13 protein-coding genes and 1 pseudogene are annotated in these 16338 nt (G+C 41.9%); 10 read left to right on the top strand and 4 right to left on the bottom strand.

Features of this window, described 5'->3' with window-relative positions; all coding sequences use genetic code 11:
* Positions 1-66: 66 nt before the first annotated feature.
* Positions 67-819: a lysophospholipid acyltransferase family protein gene (locus tag ACESMA_RS16045; RefSeq protein WP_372949867.1), complete on the top strand. Its 753-nt coding sequence runs from the start codon at positions 67-69 to the stop codon at positions 817-819.
* Here the strand turns inward: ACESMA_RS16045 and ACESMA_RS16040 are convergent.
* Genes ACESMA_RS16040 through ACESMA_RS16030 form a run of 3 tightly spaced genes read right to left on the bottom strand, consistent with a single transcriptional unit; the run spans position 805 to position 4143 of the window.
* On the bottom strand, positions 805-2181 hold the full coding sequence (locus ACESMA_RS16040; RefSeq protein WP_372949866.1) for an APC family permease: 1377 nt from the start codon (positions 2179-2181) through the stop codon (positions 805-807). The two genes, ACESMA_RS16045 and ACESMA_RS16040, sit on opposite strands and share 15 nt — an antisense overlap.
* Before the next feature lie 5 nt (positions 2182-2186).
* Positions 2187-2831 carry an O-methyltransferase gene (locus tag ACESMA_RS16035; protein WP_372949865.1) on the bottom strand — a complete coding sequence of 215 codons (645 nt, stop codon included), beginning with the start codon at positions 2829-2831 and terminating at the stop codon, positions 2187-2189.
* A 46-nt stretch (positions 2832-2877) separates the two neighbouring features.
* The gene (locus ACESMA_RS16030) at positions 2878-4143 is read right to left on the bottom strand and encodes a serine hydrolase domain-containing protein (protein WP_372949864.1); all 1266 of its coding nucleotides are present in this window, start codon (positions 4141-4143) and stop codon (positions 2878-2880) included.
* 297 nt (positions 4144-4440) lie between these two features.
* On the opposite strand from ACESMA_RS16030, the gene ACESMA_RS16025 reads away from it, so the two are divergent.
* The 4 genes from ACESMA_RS16025 to ACESMA_RS16010 all read left to right on the top strand — a co-directional run bounded on the left by ACESMA_RS16025 (position 4441) and on the right by ACESMA_RS16010 (position 9967).
* Positions 4441-5538 (top strand): family 10 glycosylhydrolase, encoded by a 1098-nt coding sequence (locus ACESMA_RS16025; RefSeq protein WP_372949863.1) that lies wholly within the window; start codon positions 4441-4443, stop codon positions 5536-5538.
* Between the two features lie 59 nt (positions 5539-5597).
* Positions 5598-8216 (top strand): M14 family zinc carboxypeptidase, encoded by a 2619-nt coding sequence (locus ACESMA_RS16020; RefSeq protein ID WP_372949862.1) that lies wholly within the window; start codon positions 5598-5600, stop codon positions 8214-8216.
* A 106-nt stretch (positions 8217-8322) separates the two neighbouring features.
* A complete protein-coding gene (locus tag ACESMA_RS16015) occupies positions 8323-8685 on the top strand; it encodes a DUF4260 domain-containing protein (RefSeq protein WP_372949861.1) in 363 nt (120 codons plus the stop codon).
* A 52-nt stretch (positions 8686-8737) separates the two neighbouring features.
* On the top strand, positions 8738-9967 hold the full coding sequence (locus ACESMA_RS16010; protein WP_372949860.1) for a hypothetical protein: 1230 nt from the start codon (positions 8738-8740) through the stop codon (positions 9965-9967).
* A gap of 146 nt (positions 9968-10113) precedes the next feature.
* Here the strand turns inward: ACESMA_RS16010 and ACESMA_RS16005 are convergent, their stop codons facing one another.
* The gene (locus tag ACESMA_RS16005; RefSeq protein WP_372949859.1) at positions 10114-11139 is read right to left on the bottom strand and encodes a LacI family DNA-binding transcriptional regulator; all 1026 of its coding nucleotides are present in this window, start codon (positions 11137-11139) and stop codon (positions 10114-10116) included.
* Between the two features lie 106 nt (positions 11140-11245).
* Between ACESMA_RS16005 and ACESMA_RS16000 the strand changes: the two genes are divergently transcribed.
* From ACESMA_RS16000 to ACESMA_RS15980, 5 genes and pseudogenes are all read left to right on the top strand, one after another.
* Positions 11246-12418, top strand: coding sequence for a glucuronyl hydrolase (locus ACESMA_RS16000; protein WP_372949858.1), 1173 nt, complete (start codon positions 11246-11248; stop codon positions 12416-12418).
* Between the two features lie 6 nt (positions 12419-12424).
* The gene (kduI, locus tag ACESMA_RS15995; protein WP_372949857.1) at positions 12425-13267 is read left to right on the top strand and encodes a 5-dehydro-4-deoxy-D-glucuronate isomerase; all 843 of its coding nucleotides are present in this window, start codon (positions 12425-12427) and stop codon (positions 13265-13267) included.
* 49 nt (positions 13268-13316) lie between these two features.
* Entirely contained in the window at positions 13317-14114 is a 798-nt protein-coding gene (locus tag ACESMA_RS15990) for a gluconate 5-dehydrogenase (RefSeq protein ID WP_372949856.1), read from the top strand.
* Position 14115: 1 nt separating this feature from the next.
* A complete protein-coding gene (locus ACESMA_RS15985; RefSeq protein ID WP_372949855.1) occupies positions 14116-15411 on the top strand; it encodes a DUF4861 domain-containing protein in 1296 nt (431 codons plus the stop codon).
* Positions 15412-15691: 280 nt separating this feature from the next.
* Positions 15692-16338 (top strand): annotated as a pseudogene (locus ACESMA_RS15980) (hypothetical protein); the annotation flags it as partial.

The raw sequence follows: 16338 nt of genomic DNA, 5'->3' as shown, positions 1-16338 counted from the left end.
TTCAGAAAATTTAGTTTGAAAGGGATTTCCTGTTAGCCGGAAGTCCTTTTTTTTCATATTTGTATTATGAAAATCGCACGAATCATTTTACTTGCTCCGCTGGCTTTGTTCAGGTTTTTGTTTATCCTGGTTATTTCAACATTTGTGGTGGTTACTGGCTGGTTTTGGCTGCAACATTTTGGGTTTAGCCGGAAATTGCAAAACTGGTCTATGCGTACCTGGGGAAAAAGCATCCTGTTTGTTTGTGGAATAAAAATCAGAAGAAACCAAATTCCGGAAAATTCACATTTTATAGTGATGCCCAACCACCGCAGTTACTTCGATATCTTTATTGTAGCGGCGCTCACCCCGGCTGCTTTTGTGGCAAAAGCCGAATTAAAAAAATGGCCGCTGCTTAAAGGGGGAGCAAAAATTACCAATACAATTTTTGTTTCGCGTTCCGAATTGCAAAGCCTCATTGCCACCATGAACAAAATAAAAGCTTCAGTAAACAATGGAATTCCCGTGGTGCTTTTCCCTGAAGGCACTTCATTTAAAGGGCCATTGACCAAACCATTCAAAAACGGAAGTTTTAAAATTGCTGCTGATTCCGGTATTCCGGTTATTCCCATGGCTATTCATTTTGAAGACGAAAATGACGCCTGGGTGGATGACGATACGTTTGTGGGCCATTTTTTCAGGCAAATGAGCAAACCGGTAACGCGGGTAACAATCCGATATGGCAAACCCCTGACAAACAGCGATTACAAAATGCTGCAGAAAGAAACACGGGAGCAAATTGATACGATGTTGCAGGAAATTATTTCAGGCGCCGGGTAGTTTTCCTTTTTTATATTTAAACCAGTAAAATACCGGTATTCCTGAAAGGGCAGTTAATATGGCAATTGTTGATTCCCAGGGGCGCTCAAAGTAGGCCAAAACCAAAATGGATAAACTTATCACAATAAAAAAGATGTGCGCTACCGGATAACCCGGAAGTTTCAATTTACTTTGACCTGTCATTCTTAGTTTGAATACCCCGAGTACTGCCAGGATGGGAAAAATTCCAAGAGAAAATCCCATGTAAGCCAGAATTTGTTCAAAAGTGCCCGACATAACCAGAATGATGGCAATTGCGCTTTGAAGAATCAGTGCATTTTGAGGAACTTTAAACCGTGGATGCACAGCCGAAACCCACTTGAAAAAATAGCCATCGCGGGCCATGGAATAGTAAACACGCGGACCCAGAATAATAAATGCGCTGAGCGAAGAAAACAGGGCAAATGAAATGAGTAGTGAAATAATCGTTCCGGCAAAATCACCAAATGCAAGTCCGGCTGCAACACCTCCAATCTCCGGTTCTCCGGCCATTTGTTCGGGTGGAATGGCATAAACAAAAAACAGGTTCAACAGCAGATACAAAAAGGTAACAATTCCGGTGGAAATAAGCAGCGACCGGGGAATCACTCTCTGCGGGTTTTTTATTTCAGACCCAATGTAAGTGGCCGAATTCCAGCCGCTGTAAGCAAACATGATGAACATAAGTGACAGTCCCATGGATTTCCAGCCGGAGAAACTGAAGTTGAGTGCCTGCACGCCGAATGAAGAAATCTTCAGGTGGCTGAAATCGCCCTTACCCAATGCAAAACCGGCAACAATCAGTCCGGCAACCAGTGCCACTTTAAGTATGGTAAGGCCGTTTTGGACTTTTGCACCCAAAACCACGCCACGGGCATGAAGCAGTGAAAAAGTTATGATGACTAAAATTGCCAGCAGCCGGCTAAACATTTCAGGACTCATAATTTTGTCAAATAAAAACCACGACTGGAAATCAGGAAATGCCCAAATGAAATATTTACTGAACCCGATGGCCGAAGCAGCTATTGGCGCTGAAAAACCAACAATTAGCGAAAGCCAGCCACTTAAAAAACCCAACATGGGATGAAACAATTTCGAAATAAAGGTATATTCTCCGCCTGCTTCCGGAAATGCTGCTCCCAGTTCGCCAAAAGCAAGTGCGCCGCAAAGGGCTACCAATCCTCCAATGAGCCAAAGTGCCAGCATCAGAATGGGATTTCCCAAAAAATCCATTAAATATCCGGTGGTTGTAAAAATACCTGCGCCAATAATATTGGCCACCACAATATTGGTAACCGGAAAGAGACCAAGTTTCCGCTCGAGACTATCGGAAGTGTTGTTCAATTTTTCTATGGTTTTTCAGCGGTTTTGTAACTGATTGAAATACCTGAGCGGCTGTTTTTAGCAAAAGTTGTTTCGTAGTTGTTAAGGCTTTCCACATATTCCAGAAACTCGCGAATTCCGGAAACACGCATAGCTGTGTTATGCGCTGTAAAACTACCACCCACAACCAGTTTGGGGTCCATGTCAATAAAGTAGTTTTTATACCAGTATTTATCAGCATCGCTAAAAACAAAATCGTATTTTCCGGGAAGTTGTGGAACCAGTTCATGCGCATCGGCAAGTCGTGCGTCAATGTATTTTTCTACGCCGGCTTTTTTGAAATTGGCTTTGGCCTGCACGTAACGCTCCTTGTCAATTTCAATGGTAATCAGTTTTCCGCCGGTTTTGCTGAGTGCCCAGGCAATCCAAATGGCTGAATGACCAGTGGAAGTTCCTATTTCCACAGCACGGGTATACCCATTTTCAACAATTAAATCATAAAGTATTTTTCCATCGGAAAGAGGAACGTTCATATCGCGCCAGTTATTCAGGTTTTCTTCTAAAAAAGCTTTCGCTTTCTGGTCGAGACTGTTTTCAATTTCAGGAAATTGCGCCTGCGAGGAGGAGCAGCTAAAAACAAGAATGGCTATTACCCAGTATTTTAATTTCATAGGACAAGCATTTTGTATTGAACGTCCTAAAGATAAAAAAAATGGATTAACTCCCCTGAATTTTTTGGAGTTCTTCTGAAATAGGTTCTGTTTCGGCCAGAATAGTCTTGTTTTCTTTATAATTAAAAAACCTGTTAAAGAATTCAGGAATACTTTGCGAAGCCACGCTGTTAGGGGAGTTGGTCAGGTAAACAATTCCAATATCTTCTTGCTTGCACAGGGCAATTTCAGCTTTGTAGCCATGCACATAACCGCCGTGGTAGGCTACTTTCCTGCTCTTGTAATCCACAATTCGCCATCCAAGGCCATAATTTTTTCGGCCCACATTCTCCCAGTATTTGAAATACCCGCGGCTAAGTGGAGAAACCACCTGGGGTTGAAAAATGGCTTCCTGAATATCATCTTTAAGCAAAGGATTGTTTTCGTTTAAAAGTGCCAAAAGAAAATGGGCCATATCCGAAACGCTTGCATTTACTCCTGCTGCCGGTGCTGTGTTGTAATACCTGTCATTTAATGGAAGTGTATTGCGGGAGCCATTTCCCCAGTGCGGGTAAGCTTTGTTCGGATTGTTTTTGAAGCTCTCAAAATCCGTGGAAGCATCATGCATTCCAACGCGCTCAAACAATTTTTCTTTCACAAGCTGGCTGTAATTTTTTGAAGTTTTTACAGCCAGAATAGTATCTAACAAACTGAACATCACATTTTGATAACCATACATTTTTCCAGGTTCAGCAGATATACCAGCCATTCGCAATCGTTCATAAATGGTGCTAAACGGAACATGTCCTTCCACCAAATCGTCATAAGCATGTGGTACCAGTCCTGTTGTGTGGCTCAACAGGTTTTTAATGGTTAGATTTTGCGTATTTACCAAACTGTTCAGGCGAAATCCGGGTAGCGACTCAATTACGCATTCATCAAAATCGAGAATATTTTCTTGTGCAAGAATACCTGTTAACACACCAGTAACAGGTTTTGAAACTGATGCCAGCCTGAAAACAGTATGCTCATCAACAGGTTCAGAGCTGCCAGATTTCCGTGTTCCAAAACATTTTATAAACGCAATTTGGTCTTTATAGGTTATTGCTACTGCAGCACCAATAGTTCCCGATTTCTCAATTTCCCCGGAGAGCCACTGATTGTATTCTTCAAACACATCCTGCATTTCAGTAAGTTCTTTTTCCGACTGAGATGGAGGGATTTCAATGTTTTCCTGTAAAATATCAGGAGAAGATGAAATACGTTGATTGGTTGTCGTCAGGAGTACGAAAAATAAAAAAATTAGTAGTGCAAAAAATCTCTGTTTTTTCATTCAATTCATTTCTTTTTTAAGAAAGAGTAAAAACGCCGCTTGATTTAATATTGCCGAAAATAATATTTTAATAGAAAAAATCAACACATATCGTAAATTTATTATAAAATTCCAGGTGTTAATAACACGAATGTTTCAATAACTTTTTGTTATTTCAGGATGTAATTTATTGCATTTGTGGCTAATAAAACTGATTTTATTAACTAATGTCTGGTTTGGAAATATAAAATTAATTTGAAATTTTTCATCCATCTTCGTTTCATTTTATATTTTTAGAATCCATTAAAATTCAATACCATGCTTAAAAGTATCAAATTCATGCAGGCAAAAACTTTTTTCTTCCTTTCCATTTTTATGTTTTTACTCACATCCTGTAATCAGCAACCTGAAAGAAAAATTGAAGTCAGGGGTGTTTACGGACATCCGCAACCCTTGTGGGATAAAGATTATAAGCTGGCAGATTTGGGAATAAATTCCATTTTTGTTCACAGCGGTTCCATTAATCAAAAAATGATGAACCGGGCCCGCGCCGAAGGAATGAATGTGTATGCCGAGTTTGCTACCTTGAACGGTAAAAATTATGTGGAAGAACATCCCGAAGCGTGGGCAATAAACGAAAAAGGGGAGCAGGTTGAGGCTGCTTCGTGGTTTATGGGTGTTTGCCCAACAGAGCCCGGCTTTCGCGAATACCGGTTTGGATTGATGCGCGAGTTGCTTAAAGAATACGACATCGACGGAGTTTGGATGGATTACGTTCATTGGCATGCCCAGTTTGAAGAGCCCGAACCCATTTTGCCCGAAACCTGTTTTTGCGACCACTGTCTGGCTTCATTTTCAAAAGACACCGGACTTGAAATTCCCGAAGGAAATACCCCGCAAAAAGCTGAATGGATTTTGAAACATCACGACCCGGAATGGCGCGACTGGCGGTGTAAAGTCATTCTTGACTGGACAGTGGAAATACGAAATATTATAAATGAAGTGAAACCAGGTATTTTACTCGGAATTTACCACTGCCCATGGACTGACGAGGAATTTGACGGTGCCCGGAGGCGGATTCTGGGACTCGACTACGACTTGCTGCGCGATTTTTTCGATGTGTTTTCGCCTATGGTTTACCATGCCCGCATGGGGCGCGAACCCGTCTGGGTACAAGAAAACATCGCATGGTTTAACAACCGGATGAACATTGAAAACGGAGGTACTCCCAAAGTTTGGCCAATCGTACAAGCTTACAACAATCCTTATACTGTTTCTGCTTCCGAGTTTGAAACCGTCCTGAAAGGCGGCCTTACCTCAAATTCAAGTGGTGTGATGATGTTTACAACCCGTGCGATGGCCGACGATGAGGAAAAAATTGCTGTGATGAAAAATATTTACAAAAATCAGGATTAAGTTGAATTAAATTTAAGTTCGTGAATAGTTGTTCCAATTTTATTTTTAAAAACGTTTTTATGAATAAACAATTTCCTTCCAAAAAAGTGTTGACCTCATTGGTTTTGGTGTTTTTTCTTTTTTTTACATTGAAAGCACAGATACCCACTCCCGCAGAACATTTTGGTTTTACCCCCGGCGACGACCGGATGCTTTTTTTGTATGAAGATTTGATGGATTACATGAAAAAGCTGGAGCAAGCTTCGCCCATGGTGCACATCGAGGAAATTGGTCAAACCGAAATGGAGCGGCCCATGTACATCGTTTTTGTGTCATCGGAAGAAAATATCCAAAACCTGGAGTCCCTGCGTCAAATCAATCGCCAACTGGCCCTGGATGAGATTCCGGTAGGAACAACCCGCGAAGAGCTTTTCGAAAAAGGGAAAGTTTTTTTTCTTTCCACCCTCAGCATGCACGCCAGCGAAGTGGGGCCGACGCAGGCATTTCCGCTTGTGGTGTATGAACTGATTGCCGGAACCGATCCACGACGCAAACATATTCTCGACAATACCGTGGCCATGTTTATTCCACATAATCCTGATGGCATGAATATGATTGTGGAGCATTACAACAAACACAAGGGAACTTCGCTAGAAACCAGCAGTATGCCAGGTGTTTACCACAAATATGTTGGTCATAATATAAACCGCGATTTTGTAACACTCAGCCAGAGCGAAAACCAGGCTGTGGCCGAAACCTATTCCACAAAATGGTTTCCGCAGGCCATGATCGAACGTCACCAGATGGGCTCTACCGGACCACGGTTTTACATTTCGCCTCCCCACGACCCCATTGCCGAAAATGTGGATGCCGGAATCTGGAACTGGTCGCGGGTTTATGGTTCCCGGTCACTAAAACACATGACCGAAAAAGGCCTGAAAAGCGTTTCAGTGAATTATCTGTTTGACGACTACTGGCCGGGTGCCACTACTACCTGTATCTGGAAAGGTGTCATTGGCATGCTTTCTGAAGCTGCCAGCGTACAAATTGCCACACCCATTTATATAGAACCTAACGAGTTACGAACTATGGGCAAAGGCCTGGGCAGCTACGATATCAGCATAAACATGCCCAAACCCTGGGAAGGCGGCTGGTGGAGACTTTCTGACATTATCAGCTACGAACTTGAAAATAACCTGGCTAACCTCGAAACTTCTGCTATTCACAAAAAAGAAATTCTGCAGTTCCGCAACGATGTTACCCGGCGCGAAATGAAACGCGGCATGGAAGAAGCGCCGTTTTACTTCGTCCTTCCTCAAAAACAGCACGATTTAAGCGAAATGGTTGACCTGGTGAACTTGTTGCACAGACATGGAGTGAAAACTTACCGGCTGAATGAAAATGTAGTTTGGAATGACCGCTTGTTTAAAACAGGCGATGTGGTGATTCCGCTTGCCCAGCCCTATCGCGCATTTATTAAAGAGGTGATTGAGAAACAAAAATTTCCGGCCAGGTATTATTCCGAAGGAGGCGAATTCATTCAGCCCTACGACATCACCTCATGGTCGTTGCCTTTGCATAAGGGAGTAGATGCCGTTGAAATAAATACCAGGTTACCTGACATGAAAAACAAACTCAAACCGGTAAATATCCCGTTCAGCCTGAAAAATGAACCGGATGAAAACTCAGTTTGGGCGCTGTTTTCGTCGTCGAACAACGAAAGCTACAAAGCTGCATTTATCGCCCTCAAAGAAAAGCTGGAAGTGGAACGTGTAACAGAAGGTTTCTCTGTAAACGGAATATCTTATCCAGCCGGAAGTTTCATAGTCCCGGTGGGTGAAAAGTTCAATGCCATTAATGAAAAAATGAAAGTAAGTCCGGTTTATTTAAACGAAAAACCAGAAGTAACCACTACCTCGCTGAAATCTCCGCGGGTGGGTGTTGTGGAAACCTGGCAGCATGATATGGACGGAGGCTGGACCCGCTTCCTTTTCGATGAGTACCAAATTCCTTACATCATTTTGCGTCCCGATAATTTGCAAACCGCTAACCTGCAGCGCGATTTTGATGTGCTCATTTTTTCGGACCAGCCCAAATCTATTTTTATGCAGGGAAAAACAGAACGCGACAGCAAACCGATTCCCTCCAATTATCCGCCTGAATTTGCCAAAGGAATGGAAAAGAAAGGGTTCGACAACCTGATGAAATTTGTAACCAACGGAGGCAAAATAATGGCCTGGGGACCTTCCACTGAGCTATTTCTGGGTGCTATTACTATTGGCGAAAAAGACGATGAAAATAAAGTGGAATTTATGTTGCCGGTGAGTGATATCGGGAAAAGCCTTTCGGCCAAAGGTTTGTATGTTCCCGGTTCTCTTCTGCGGCTCAATTTCAGGAACGACCATCCGCTGGCCTGGGGAATGCCGGAACAATGCGGTGTTTTTCATCGCGGTACACCGGTTTTTCGTACATCCATTCCCGGCCTCGACATGGACCGGCGCGTGGTGGCTACCTTTCCTGAAGACGAAATTCTGATGAGCGGTTACGCCCAAAAGGAAGAACTGCTGAAAAGGGAAGCCGCCCTGATATGGGTAAAAAAGGGAAAAGGTCAGATTGTGCTCTCATCATTTAATCCGCAGTTCCGGGCTTCCACCCCGGTTACCTTCAAGCTGCTGTTTAACGCGGTTTTGCTTGAATAATTGGTCGTAATCAATCTTTTTCCTGTGTTTGAATTATTATTGAATTGGTTCGTTTTAAAGTCAAAAACTGAAACTTGTTTGAAAAAAGTACTAAATCGATTTAAAAATGAAAACGTTGATTCAGTTGGAAGAAGCCGGAATGTTGGTTCTGGCCTATGTATTGAGCCTTGTAATCGGTTACGATTGGTGGGTGTTCCTGGTTTTTTTACTGGTGCCCGACCTGAGCATGCTGGGGTATTTGTTCGGAACCAAAGCAGGAGCTTGGTTGTATAATGTTTTTCACTTCAGAACGCTCGCCATTGCAGTTGGAATTATTGGCTACTTCATTTCGGTTCCGGAAGTGATGTTGATCGGAATCCTCCTTTTCGGCCACAGTTCCATGGACCGTATTTTTGGTTACGGTCTAAAATATTCCGACGATTTTAAAAACACCCATTTGGGCAAAATCGGTGAAGGCAAAAACCGATGAATTTGTAATCCTTCCACCCAAATCAAGACCCATCGAAATTAAATGGATTAAAATGAGAAGTCTTATATTGTTATTATTTTGGTTGAAAGTTGGGAATATTTTTGCCCAAAGTATTGAAGTTCCTGTTGATTACAGTAACCCCGGGCTGGGTAAATTTGATTTGGAATATGAATTTGGATCGGAATTCGATCCGGCCAAACCAACAGTGATTGTTATTGCCGATGCCCAACAGTTTTATGTTTCAAAAGGCCGAGTGAAAAAAATTCAGGAGGAATTATTTGGCGACCTTTTTAATGTTTTGGGAATTATCACTCGCGGCAACAACCAGGAATTGCGGAATAAAGTTACAACTGATGACGGTGAAACAGATTGGGATAAAGCGTATTCTATTTTTCAGTCTTTTCAATATGTTAATGATATTCATTCGGCTATAAATCAGGTAGTAAAAAACCAGGAAGATGTTTATTTATATGGCCAGTCTGGTGGAGCATTTTTAATTACCGAATATTTGTCTGTTTTCCCGGATTCACAAGTGAAAAAAGTTTTTATTGGTGCCACAGTAAACCCTTCGGTTGAGGCTCAGTTAGGTTTAAATCATGATAATTTTCAACGCGAGTTTTTAGCTGAAAATCAATTTGCCCAGATGCAATTGGAGCAAATCATTGAAGAAAATTACTTTTCACGTGAGCTGGTGGCCCAACTTTTTCAGCGGCAAAATTTCTTTGTGGAAAAATCCGGGTTGAATGCAGCCCGAACCGAGTTGATGGAAAAACTGTACCGAAAAGATACCGCATCCATTAACTCCTACATCAAAGATTACCAAATTAATGCGCTTAACGGATTTCTGGCTTCCGATTTTGGAATTCCCATCCGGGTCCGGCTGGCCGAGTTCATTTATCCCATTATGGAAAGATTGAACAGCAGTGAAAGTAAATTTTATCCCGATTTGGAGAACAGTTACCATATCGCTTTACCGGTTTTAAATAAAAAGGACGAAACAATGCGTGAAATACAAATTCCTTTTAATCAGGATAAGTTGAGAGAATTTAACGGGGAGGTGTTCATTCTGTCCGCGCGTTATGATCACGTGGCAGACTACCGGTCATCTGTTTATTTAAGTGGCGTATTAAAAAATTGCAAGTTATTCCTTGTTGACGATGATCACACCTTTAAGCGGTTAAAGTCAAACGATAATTATGCTAAAATCATTCAGGATTTTTTCACACAAAATGGTGAAATTGTGGTTTCACGTTACGATAAATACAGGTGGAAAGAAAAATAATTCCTGTCCAAAAAACTGTTAGTTACTGCAAGTCAAATTTAACCTGAAATAGAATTTTTTTCATGTCACGGTCTAATGTGTGACTTTGTTGTATTGTAAATCCAACTTGAAATTAATCAGTTTTATATGTTTTTCAGGTACTATAATTATTTTCTCACTGACGATTCCCTGATAATTAATTCGGTGGGCATTACAAAAGTTTGGAAACGATTGGATTTTTCTTTTAACTTGATTTGCCTGATGAGCAAATCTGCCGCTTTTTTTCCCATTTCAAAACCCGGCTGCCTGATGGTACTGATTGAAGGCGTTACAACTTCTGAAAAAGGTTCATTACTAAATCCTACAATTAAAATATCATCTGGCACTTTTATTCCCTTTTGGCGAAGGTAAATGATTGCACTTAAAGCCGTTGTGTCATTGGCGCAGAAAATAGCATCGGGTTTTATTTTATTCTGCAACAGTTTTTTTATGGCATTTGTGCCATCTTCCCGGGTCAGACTGTTGTGAATAAGCATCGACTCGTCAACCGGGAGTCCGGCTTTTTGCATGGCATCTTTAAAACCGGACAAACGGTCCTGGTAAATCTTCACATTCAGCGGACCACCAATATGGGCAATTCGTGTGCCGCCTTGTTTAATAAGGTGTTCTGTGGCTTTAAAACCTCCACGGTAATCGTCAACCACTATTTTATCGGCTTCAATTTCATCCACCACACGGTCGAAAAATACCAGGGGCACTTTTCGTTCCGAAAATAGCCTGAGATGATCAAAGGTTTTTGTCTGCATTCCAATGGAAACAATTATTCCGTCAACCCGGTTGGAAAAAAGGGTTTGCGCAATTTTTTCTTCTTTTTCAAAATTATCATTGGTTTGGGAAATGGTAACCGCAAACCCGCGATTATAAGCTACTTCCTCAATTCCACTAATAACTGACGAAAAAAAGTGCCGGTTGATGAGTGGCAATACCACACCAATCATGTGAGTTCTTTTTGTTCTGAAATTAGCTGCAAGAATATTGGGACGGTACCCCATTTCTTTAGCTGTTTTTTCAATCAGCTTACGTGTTGGTTCGCTAATTATCGGGTTGTTATTCAGTGCCCTGGAAACGGTAGATGCTGCAATGTTTAGTTTTTTTGCAATGTCATGAATCGTTGGCTCGCCCTGTTTTTCCATTGGTTTATTTATTTGCGTGTAAAACTAATAAAAATTATTTATATCTGCAATCGATTGCAATTTAAATTTTTTAACCCTATATTTGTGTAAAATAAAAATAACTAAAATGAAAGTACGTATTTTACTGTTTTTGTGCATTGCCCTGGTAATTTCTTCCTGTAGCGGAGAGAAGGGTAATAAAAAGGAATTCACTCAACTTACAGGGGAATTAAACGATCAGCTTAAGGTTTTGGTGCAGGCCATTCCGGAAGACAAAGTACCCCGTTCTTATCCCAATAAAGAAGGGGATTACTGGATGGTTGGTATCACAGACTGGACTTGTGGATTCCCGGCCGGATCATTCTGGCTGATGTATGAAATGACCGGTGATGAATACTGGAAACAAGTTGCCCTGGAAAACACACTGAAACTTGATGGTGTTCAATATCGTACAACTACCCACGATCTTGGATTTATGGTATTTTGCAGTTACGGAAATGCTTACCGTTTAGCCGGAAATGAAGATTACAAAGATGTAATTATTCAGGCTTCCGAGTCGCTGCTAACCCGCTTCAATCCAACCATTGGGTGCATCCGCTCCTGGGATCACAACCGGGACAAATGGGACTACCCCGTAATTGTGGATAATATGATGAATCTTGAAATGTTGTTCTGGGCTTCTGAAGTTACCGGCGATTCCAAATACAGGGTTGCTGCAATTTCACATGCAGATGTAACGCTCGAAAACCATTTTCGCGATGACTGGAGTTCATATCATGTGGTAAGTTACGACACAATAACCGGAGAGCCGGTAGCAAAAAATACCCATCAGGGTCTGAATCATGAATCGGCCTGGGGAAGGGGACAAGCCTGGGGATTTTACGGTTACACCATGTGCTACCGCGAAACTGGTGATAAAAAGTATTTGAATGCAGCAGAGAATATTGGAGATTTTATGTTGAAAAATTTACCTGAAGATATGGTTTCATATTGGGATTTTAACGATCCGGCAATTCCAAATACAAATCGCGATGCCTCTACAGCAGCAATTATGGCTTCGGCATTTTATGAATTGAGTACTTTTTCTGACAATGGGGAAACATATCTTGATGCGGCAAATAAAATTACGGAAAGCCTTACTTCTTTGGATTACAGGGCCAATGACGGTTCAAACGGAGGTTTCCTTTTGAAGCACAGTGTAGGGCACAAACCAAATAACAGTGAAGTGGACGTAGCCATTAACTACGCCGATTACTATTATCTTGAAGCATTGAAAAGACAGCAGGAATTATTAAAATAAAACATTATGGCAACAATTTATGAAGAACGGTATGCGTACCATCCTGATGATTTTAAAACGTATGATACTCAAAAAATCAGGAAAGAATTTTTAGTGGAAAAAGTGATGGACCCCGGGAATATCAGACTCGTTTACTCGGCAATAGAGCGCTACATCTTAGGCGGAGCCGTGCCGGTTGACAAGCCGCTGAAACTTGAACCCATTGATCCGTTAAAGGCTGAATTTTTTTGCTATCGCCGCGAAGTGGGCGTTATCAGTGTTGCAGGTCCCGGTTCTATCGTGGTTGACGGAACGGAATACAAAATGAATTTTAAGGATGCACTTTATATTGGAAAAGGCAGCAAAGATGTTGAATTCCGTTCAGAAAATCCGGAAAATCCGGCTCATTTTTACATTAACTCGGCTCCTGCACACAAAGAATATCCGGTAAAACATGTAACACAAGGCGATGCCAATGTGTTGCACCTGGGGTCGCTTGAATCGTCGAATGAACGGAAAATTTATCAGTTGTTGATTAACACAGTTGTGGAAACTTGTCAGTTGCAAATGGGTTTGACCGAACTGATGCCCGGAAGTGTTTGGAACACCATGCCTCCGCACCAGCATAACCGCCGCAACGAGGTTTATTTCTATTTTAACGTTCCTGAAGATCAGGCGGTTTGTCACATCATGGGCCAGCCCGATGAAACCCGCCACCTATGGATGCACAACGAACAGGCGGTGATTTCGCCCAACTGGTCGATTCACTCGGCTGCCGGTACAAGCAACTATATTTTTATTTGGGGAATGGCCGGAGAAAACCTCGATTATACCGATATGGATCATATTAAACCCACTGAGTTGAGGTAATGATCCATTCAAAAAATAATCATTAATCATTAATCAATAAAAAATTATAATGATACAGGAATTATTTGATTTAAAAGGTAAGGTTGTCCTTGTAACCGGTGGAACACACGGAATAGGAATGGCCATCGGAAAAGTGCTCGGAAAAGCCGGCGCCAAAATTTGTGTGAACGACATTTCCGAAGATAAACTGGAAAGTTGCAAAAAAGAATATGCTGCCGACGGCGTTGATGTTTATACATTAAAGTTCGATGTTACTGATGAAGCGGATGTGGACAGAGGTATTACACAAATTGAAAAGGAAGTGGGTACCATTGATATTTTAGTGAATAACGCCGGAATTATCAAACGCATTCCAATTCTCGATATGTCAATTGCCGATTACAAACAGGTAATTGATGTTGATTTGGTAGCGCCGCTGATTGTTTCCAAACGCGTGGCTCCCAAAATGATTGAAAAGCGTTCGGGTAAAATCATTAATATGTGCTCCATGATGAGCGTTTACGGGCGCAATTCGGTTTCAGCCTATGCCTCGGCGAAAGGTGGACTGAAGCTGCTTACCGCCAACATGACCTGCGAGTGGGCCAAATACAACATCCAGATTAACGGAATCGGGCCCGGTTACATTGCTACGGCACAAACGGCGCCCATCCGCGAAGGCGGCCATCCGTTCAACGATTTGGTGATGACCCGCACTCCCGCCGGACGATGGGGCGAGCCTGAAGATGTGGGAAATGCAGCTCTTTTCCTGGCCTCAAAAGCCAGCGATTTTGTGAATGGCCATGTGCTTTATGTGGATGGCGGAATTCTCGCCAACTTTGGTTATGTTAAAGGTGAAAATGATATTTGATATGAAAACCAGGCTTTATCTTTTTGTTTTTTTGATTCCCCTTTTCTTTTCGTGTAAGAAACAGTCAACTTACACATTTGAAAATCCACTCGACAGCCCCCGGAAAGATGAGGTAATCGTGTTCGAAAGATCTGCAATTGCAGATTATTTGGAATTTGAAGAAGGAACTTTGCCGGTGTTTAAATTGCCGGATGGTGATTTTGTTCCAACCCAGGTGGATGATTTGGACGGCGACGGCAAGTGGGATGAAGCAGTGCTGGTAATCGATTTTAAACCCAGTGAAAAACTGGTATTGGAAATTGATTTTATGACAGAAGAAGCATACCCGGAGTTTGAAAAACGCACCAATCTGCGGTTGGGAATTGAGCAGGATGATGGTTCGTTTATGGAGGTGGACGAATACGAAGCCTTGCCCTGTGACGATGGTTTTGAAATTATTGCCCAGGGCGAGAGCGTGAACTGGGAAAACGATAAAATCGGGTTCCGAAACTACTTCGACTGTCGCAATGTGAAAGACCTTTTTGGAAAACGCAAACCCGAAATGATCATCGACAAAATTCATACTACGGAATTGGGCGATTACCATAAACTGGCCGACTGGGGAATGGATGTTTTGCACTGCGGAAGTTCGCTGGGATCCGGTGGGCTGGCGCTGTTGAAGGAAGATTCACTTTACCGGTTGGGGTCAACTGATGTTTACAGCTACCACAAAGTTGTGGAAGGTCCGCTTCGGTCGGTGTTTGATTTGCGCTACGAAGGCTGGGATGTGGATGGCGATATGCTGGAAGCTGTGGAACGAATTTCGATTTATCCGGGAAAATATTGGTTTAAATCGGAGGTCACGGTTTTGGGGTGTCCCGAAGGTTCCCAAATTGTAACCGGAATTGTAACCAGTCATTTAAAACGCGAACCATTCCAGTTTCAGGCAAACGATTTTCAGTGCATCGGCACGCACGATGTGCAATCGCTCAACAACGACGAACTGGGCATGGCAGTGGTTGTTCCTCAGGACGAAGCCGGGAAAATTGGCCGAACTACCGACATTAACTTTTTTAAACTCGGTTACGAAACGGTTCCCGAAAAAGGGTTCAGCAATATTATTTCCGAAACCTATTACATTGGCCAGCATTGCGAAAGCGGCCAACCTGCCAGTCATTATTTTTTTGCCGTGTGGGGCCTCGACAAAGACCAGTGGAAAACTGAAGAAGGATTCAGAAGATACATTGAAGAGGAGACAGAAAAGCTATCGTCAGGAATTTCTGTTATTTATGAATACAAATATGTGCCTGGTTTTTAAAGTTTAAGTAAAAAGAAAATGCCCGTAATTTCAAACGATCACTTTTCTTAAGAAAATTTGGTCGCACGTTGTTCATTCGAATCCGACTGGAGTCGAACTCCATCAAAATAAGGTGTTTCTATAAACATGCGACCTCGCTGAAGTCGGGAGTTTTGTTATCCTGATCCTTAAAAACCTTCAAGGTTTCCGAAACCTTGAAGGTTTTTTTAGTGAGAGTAATTTTTATTACTGAATTTTTACAGGAATTACTAACTTGAGCCATCAATCTTAAATCAACATTATGCGACCAATATTTACCCTTTTAATCATTTCCTTCACCTTATTTTCATGTTCCCAAAAAATTAATTCTGAATCTGAAAAGGAGAAAATAGACCGCTTTGCATTGGTTTCCAGGCACAATGTAAAAGTAAGCACTTTTGATTCGCTGACTTCCCTGTCATTGGGAAACGGAGGTTTTGCATTTACTGTTGATGCCACCGGATTACAGACTTTCCCTGAAATTTACGAAAACGGAGTTTGTCTGGGAACGCAATCGGACTGGGGCTGGCACAGTTTTCCAAACGATGAAAATTACCAACTGGAGGAATCATTTCAATATTTTGATGTGGAGGGAAGAAAAGTTCCTTATGCCGTGCAATGGAATGAGCCCGGCAGAAGAAGGGATGCGGCAAATTATTTCAGACAAAACCCGCACCGGTTACACCTCGGAAATATTGGATTCGAGCTTTTAAAAGAAGATGGACAACTAGTAAAACCAGATGAAATTAATGGTATTGAACAAACTTTAAATCTTTGGGAAGGACTTATCTCCAGTTCATTTGAAGTTGATGGCAAAAAAATGAATGTTCAAATAACCTGCCATTCCTCACGCGATTTAATTGCAACCGAAATTCAATCCGAAAGGTTGAAAAGAAGTTTGTTAGGAAT

It is taken from the genome of Mariniphaga sp. (assembly GCF_041687215.1).
In the GTDB taxonomy this organism is placed as follows: domain Bacteria; phylum Bacteroidota; class Bacteroidia; order Bacteroidales; family Prolixibacteraceae; genus Mariniphaga.
Note: the sequence above shows the minus strand (reverse complement) of the source record. Positions and strands in the feature narration are given on the sequence as shown.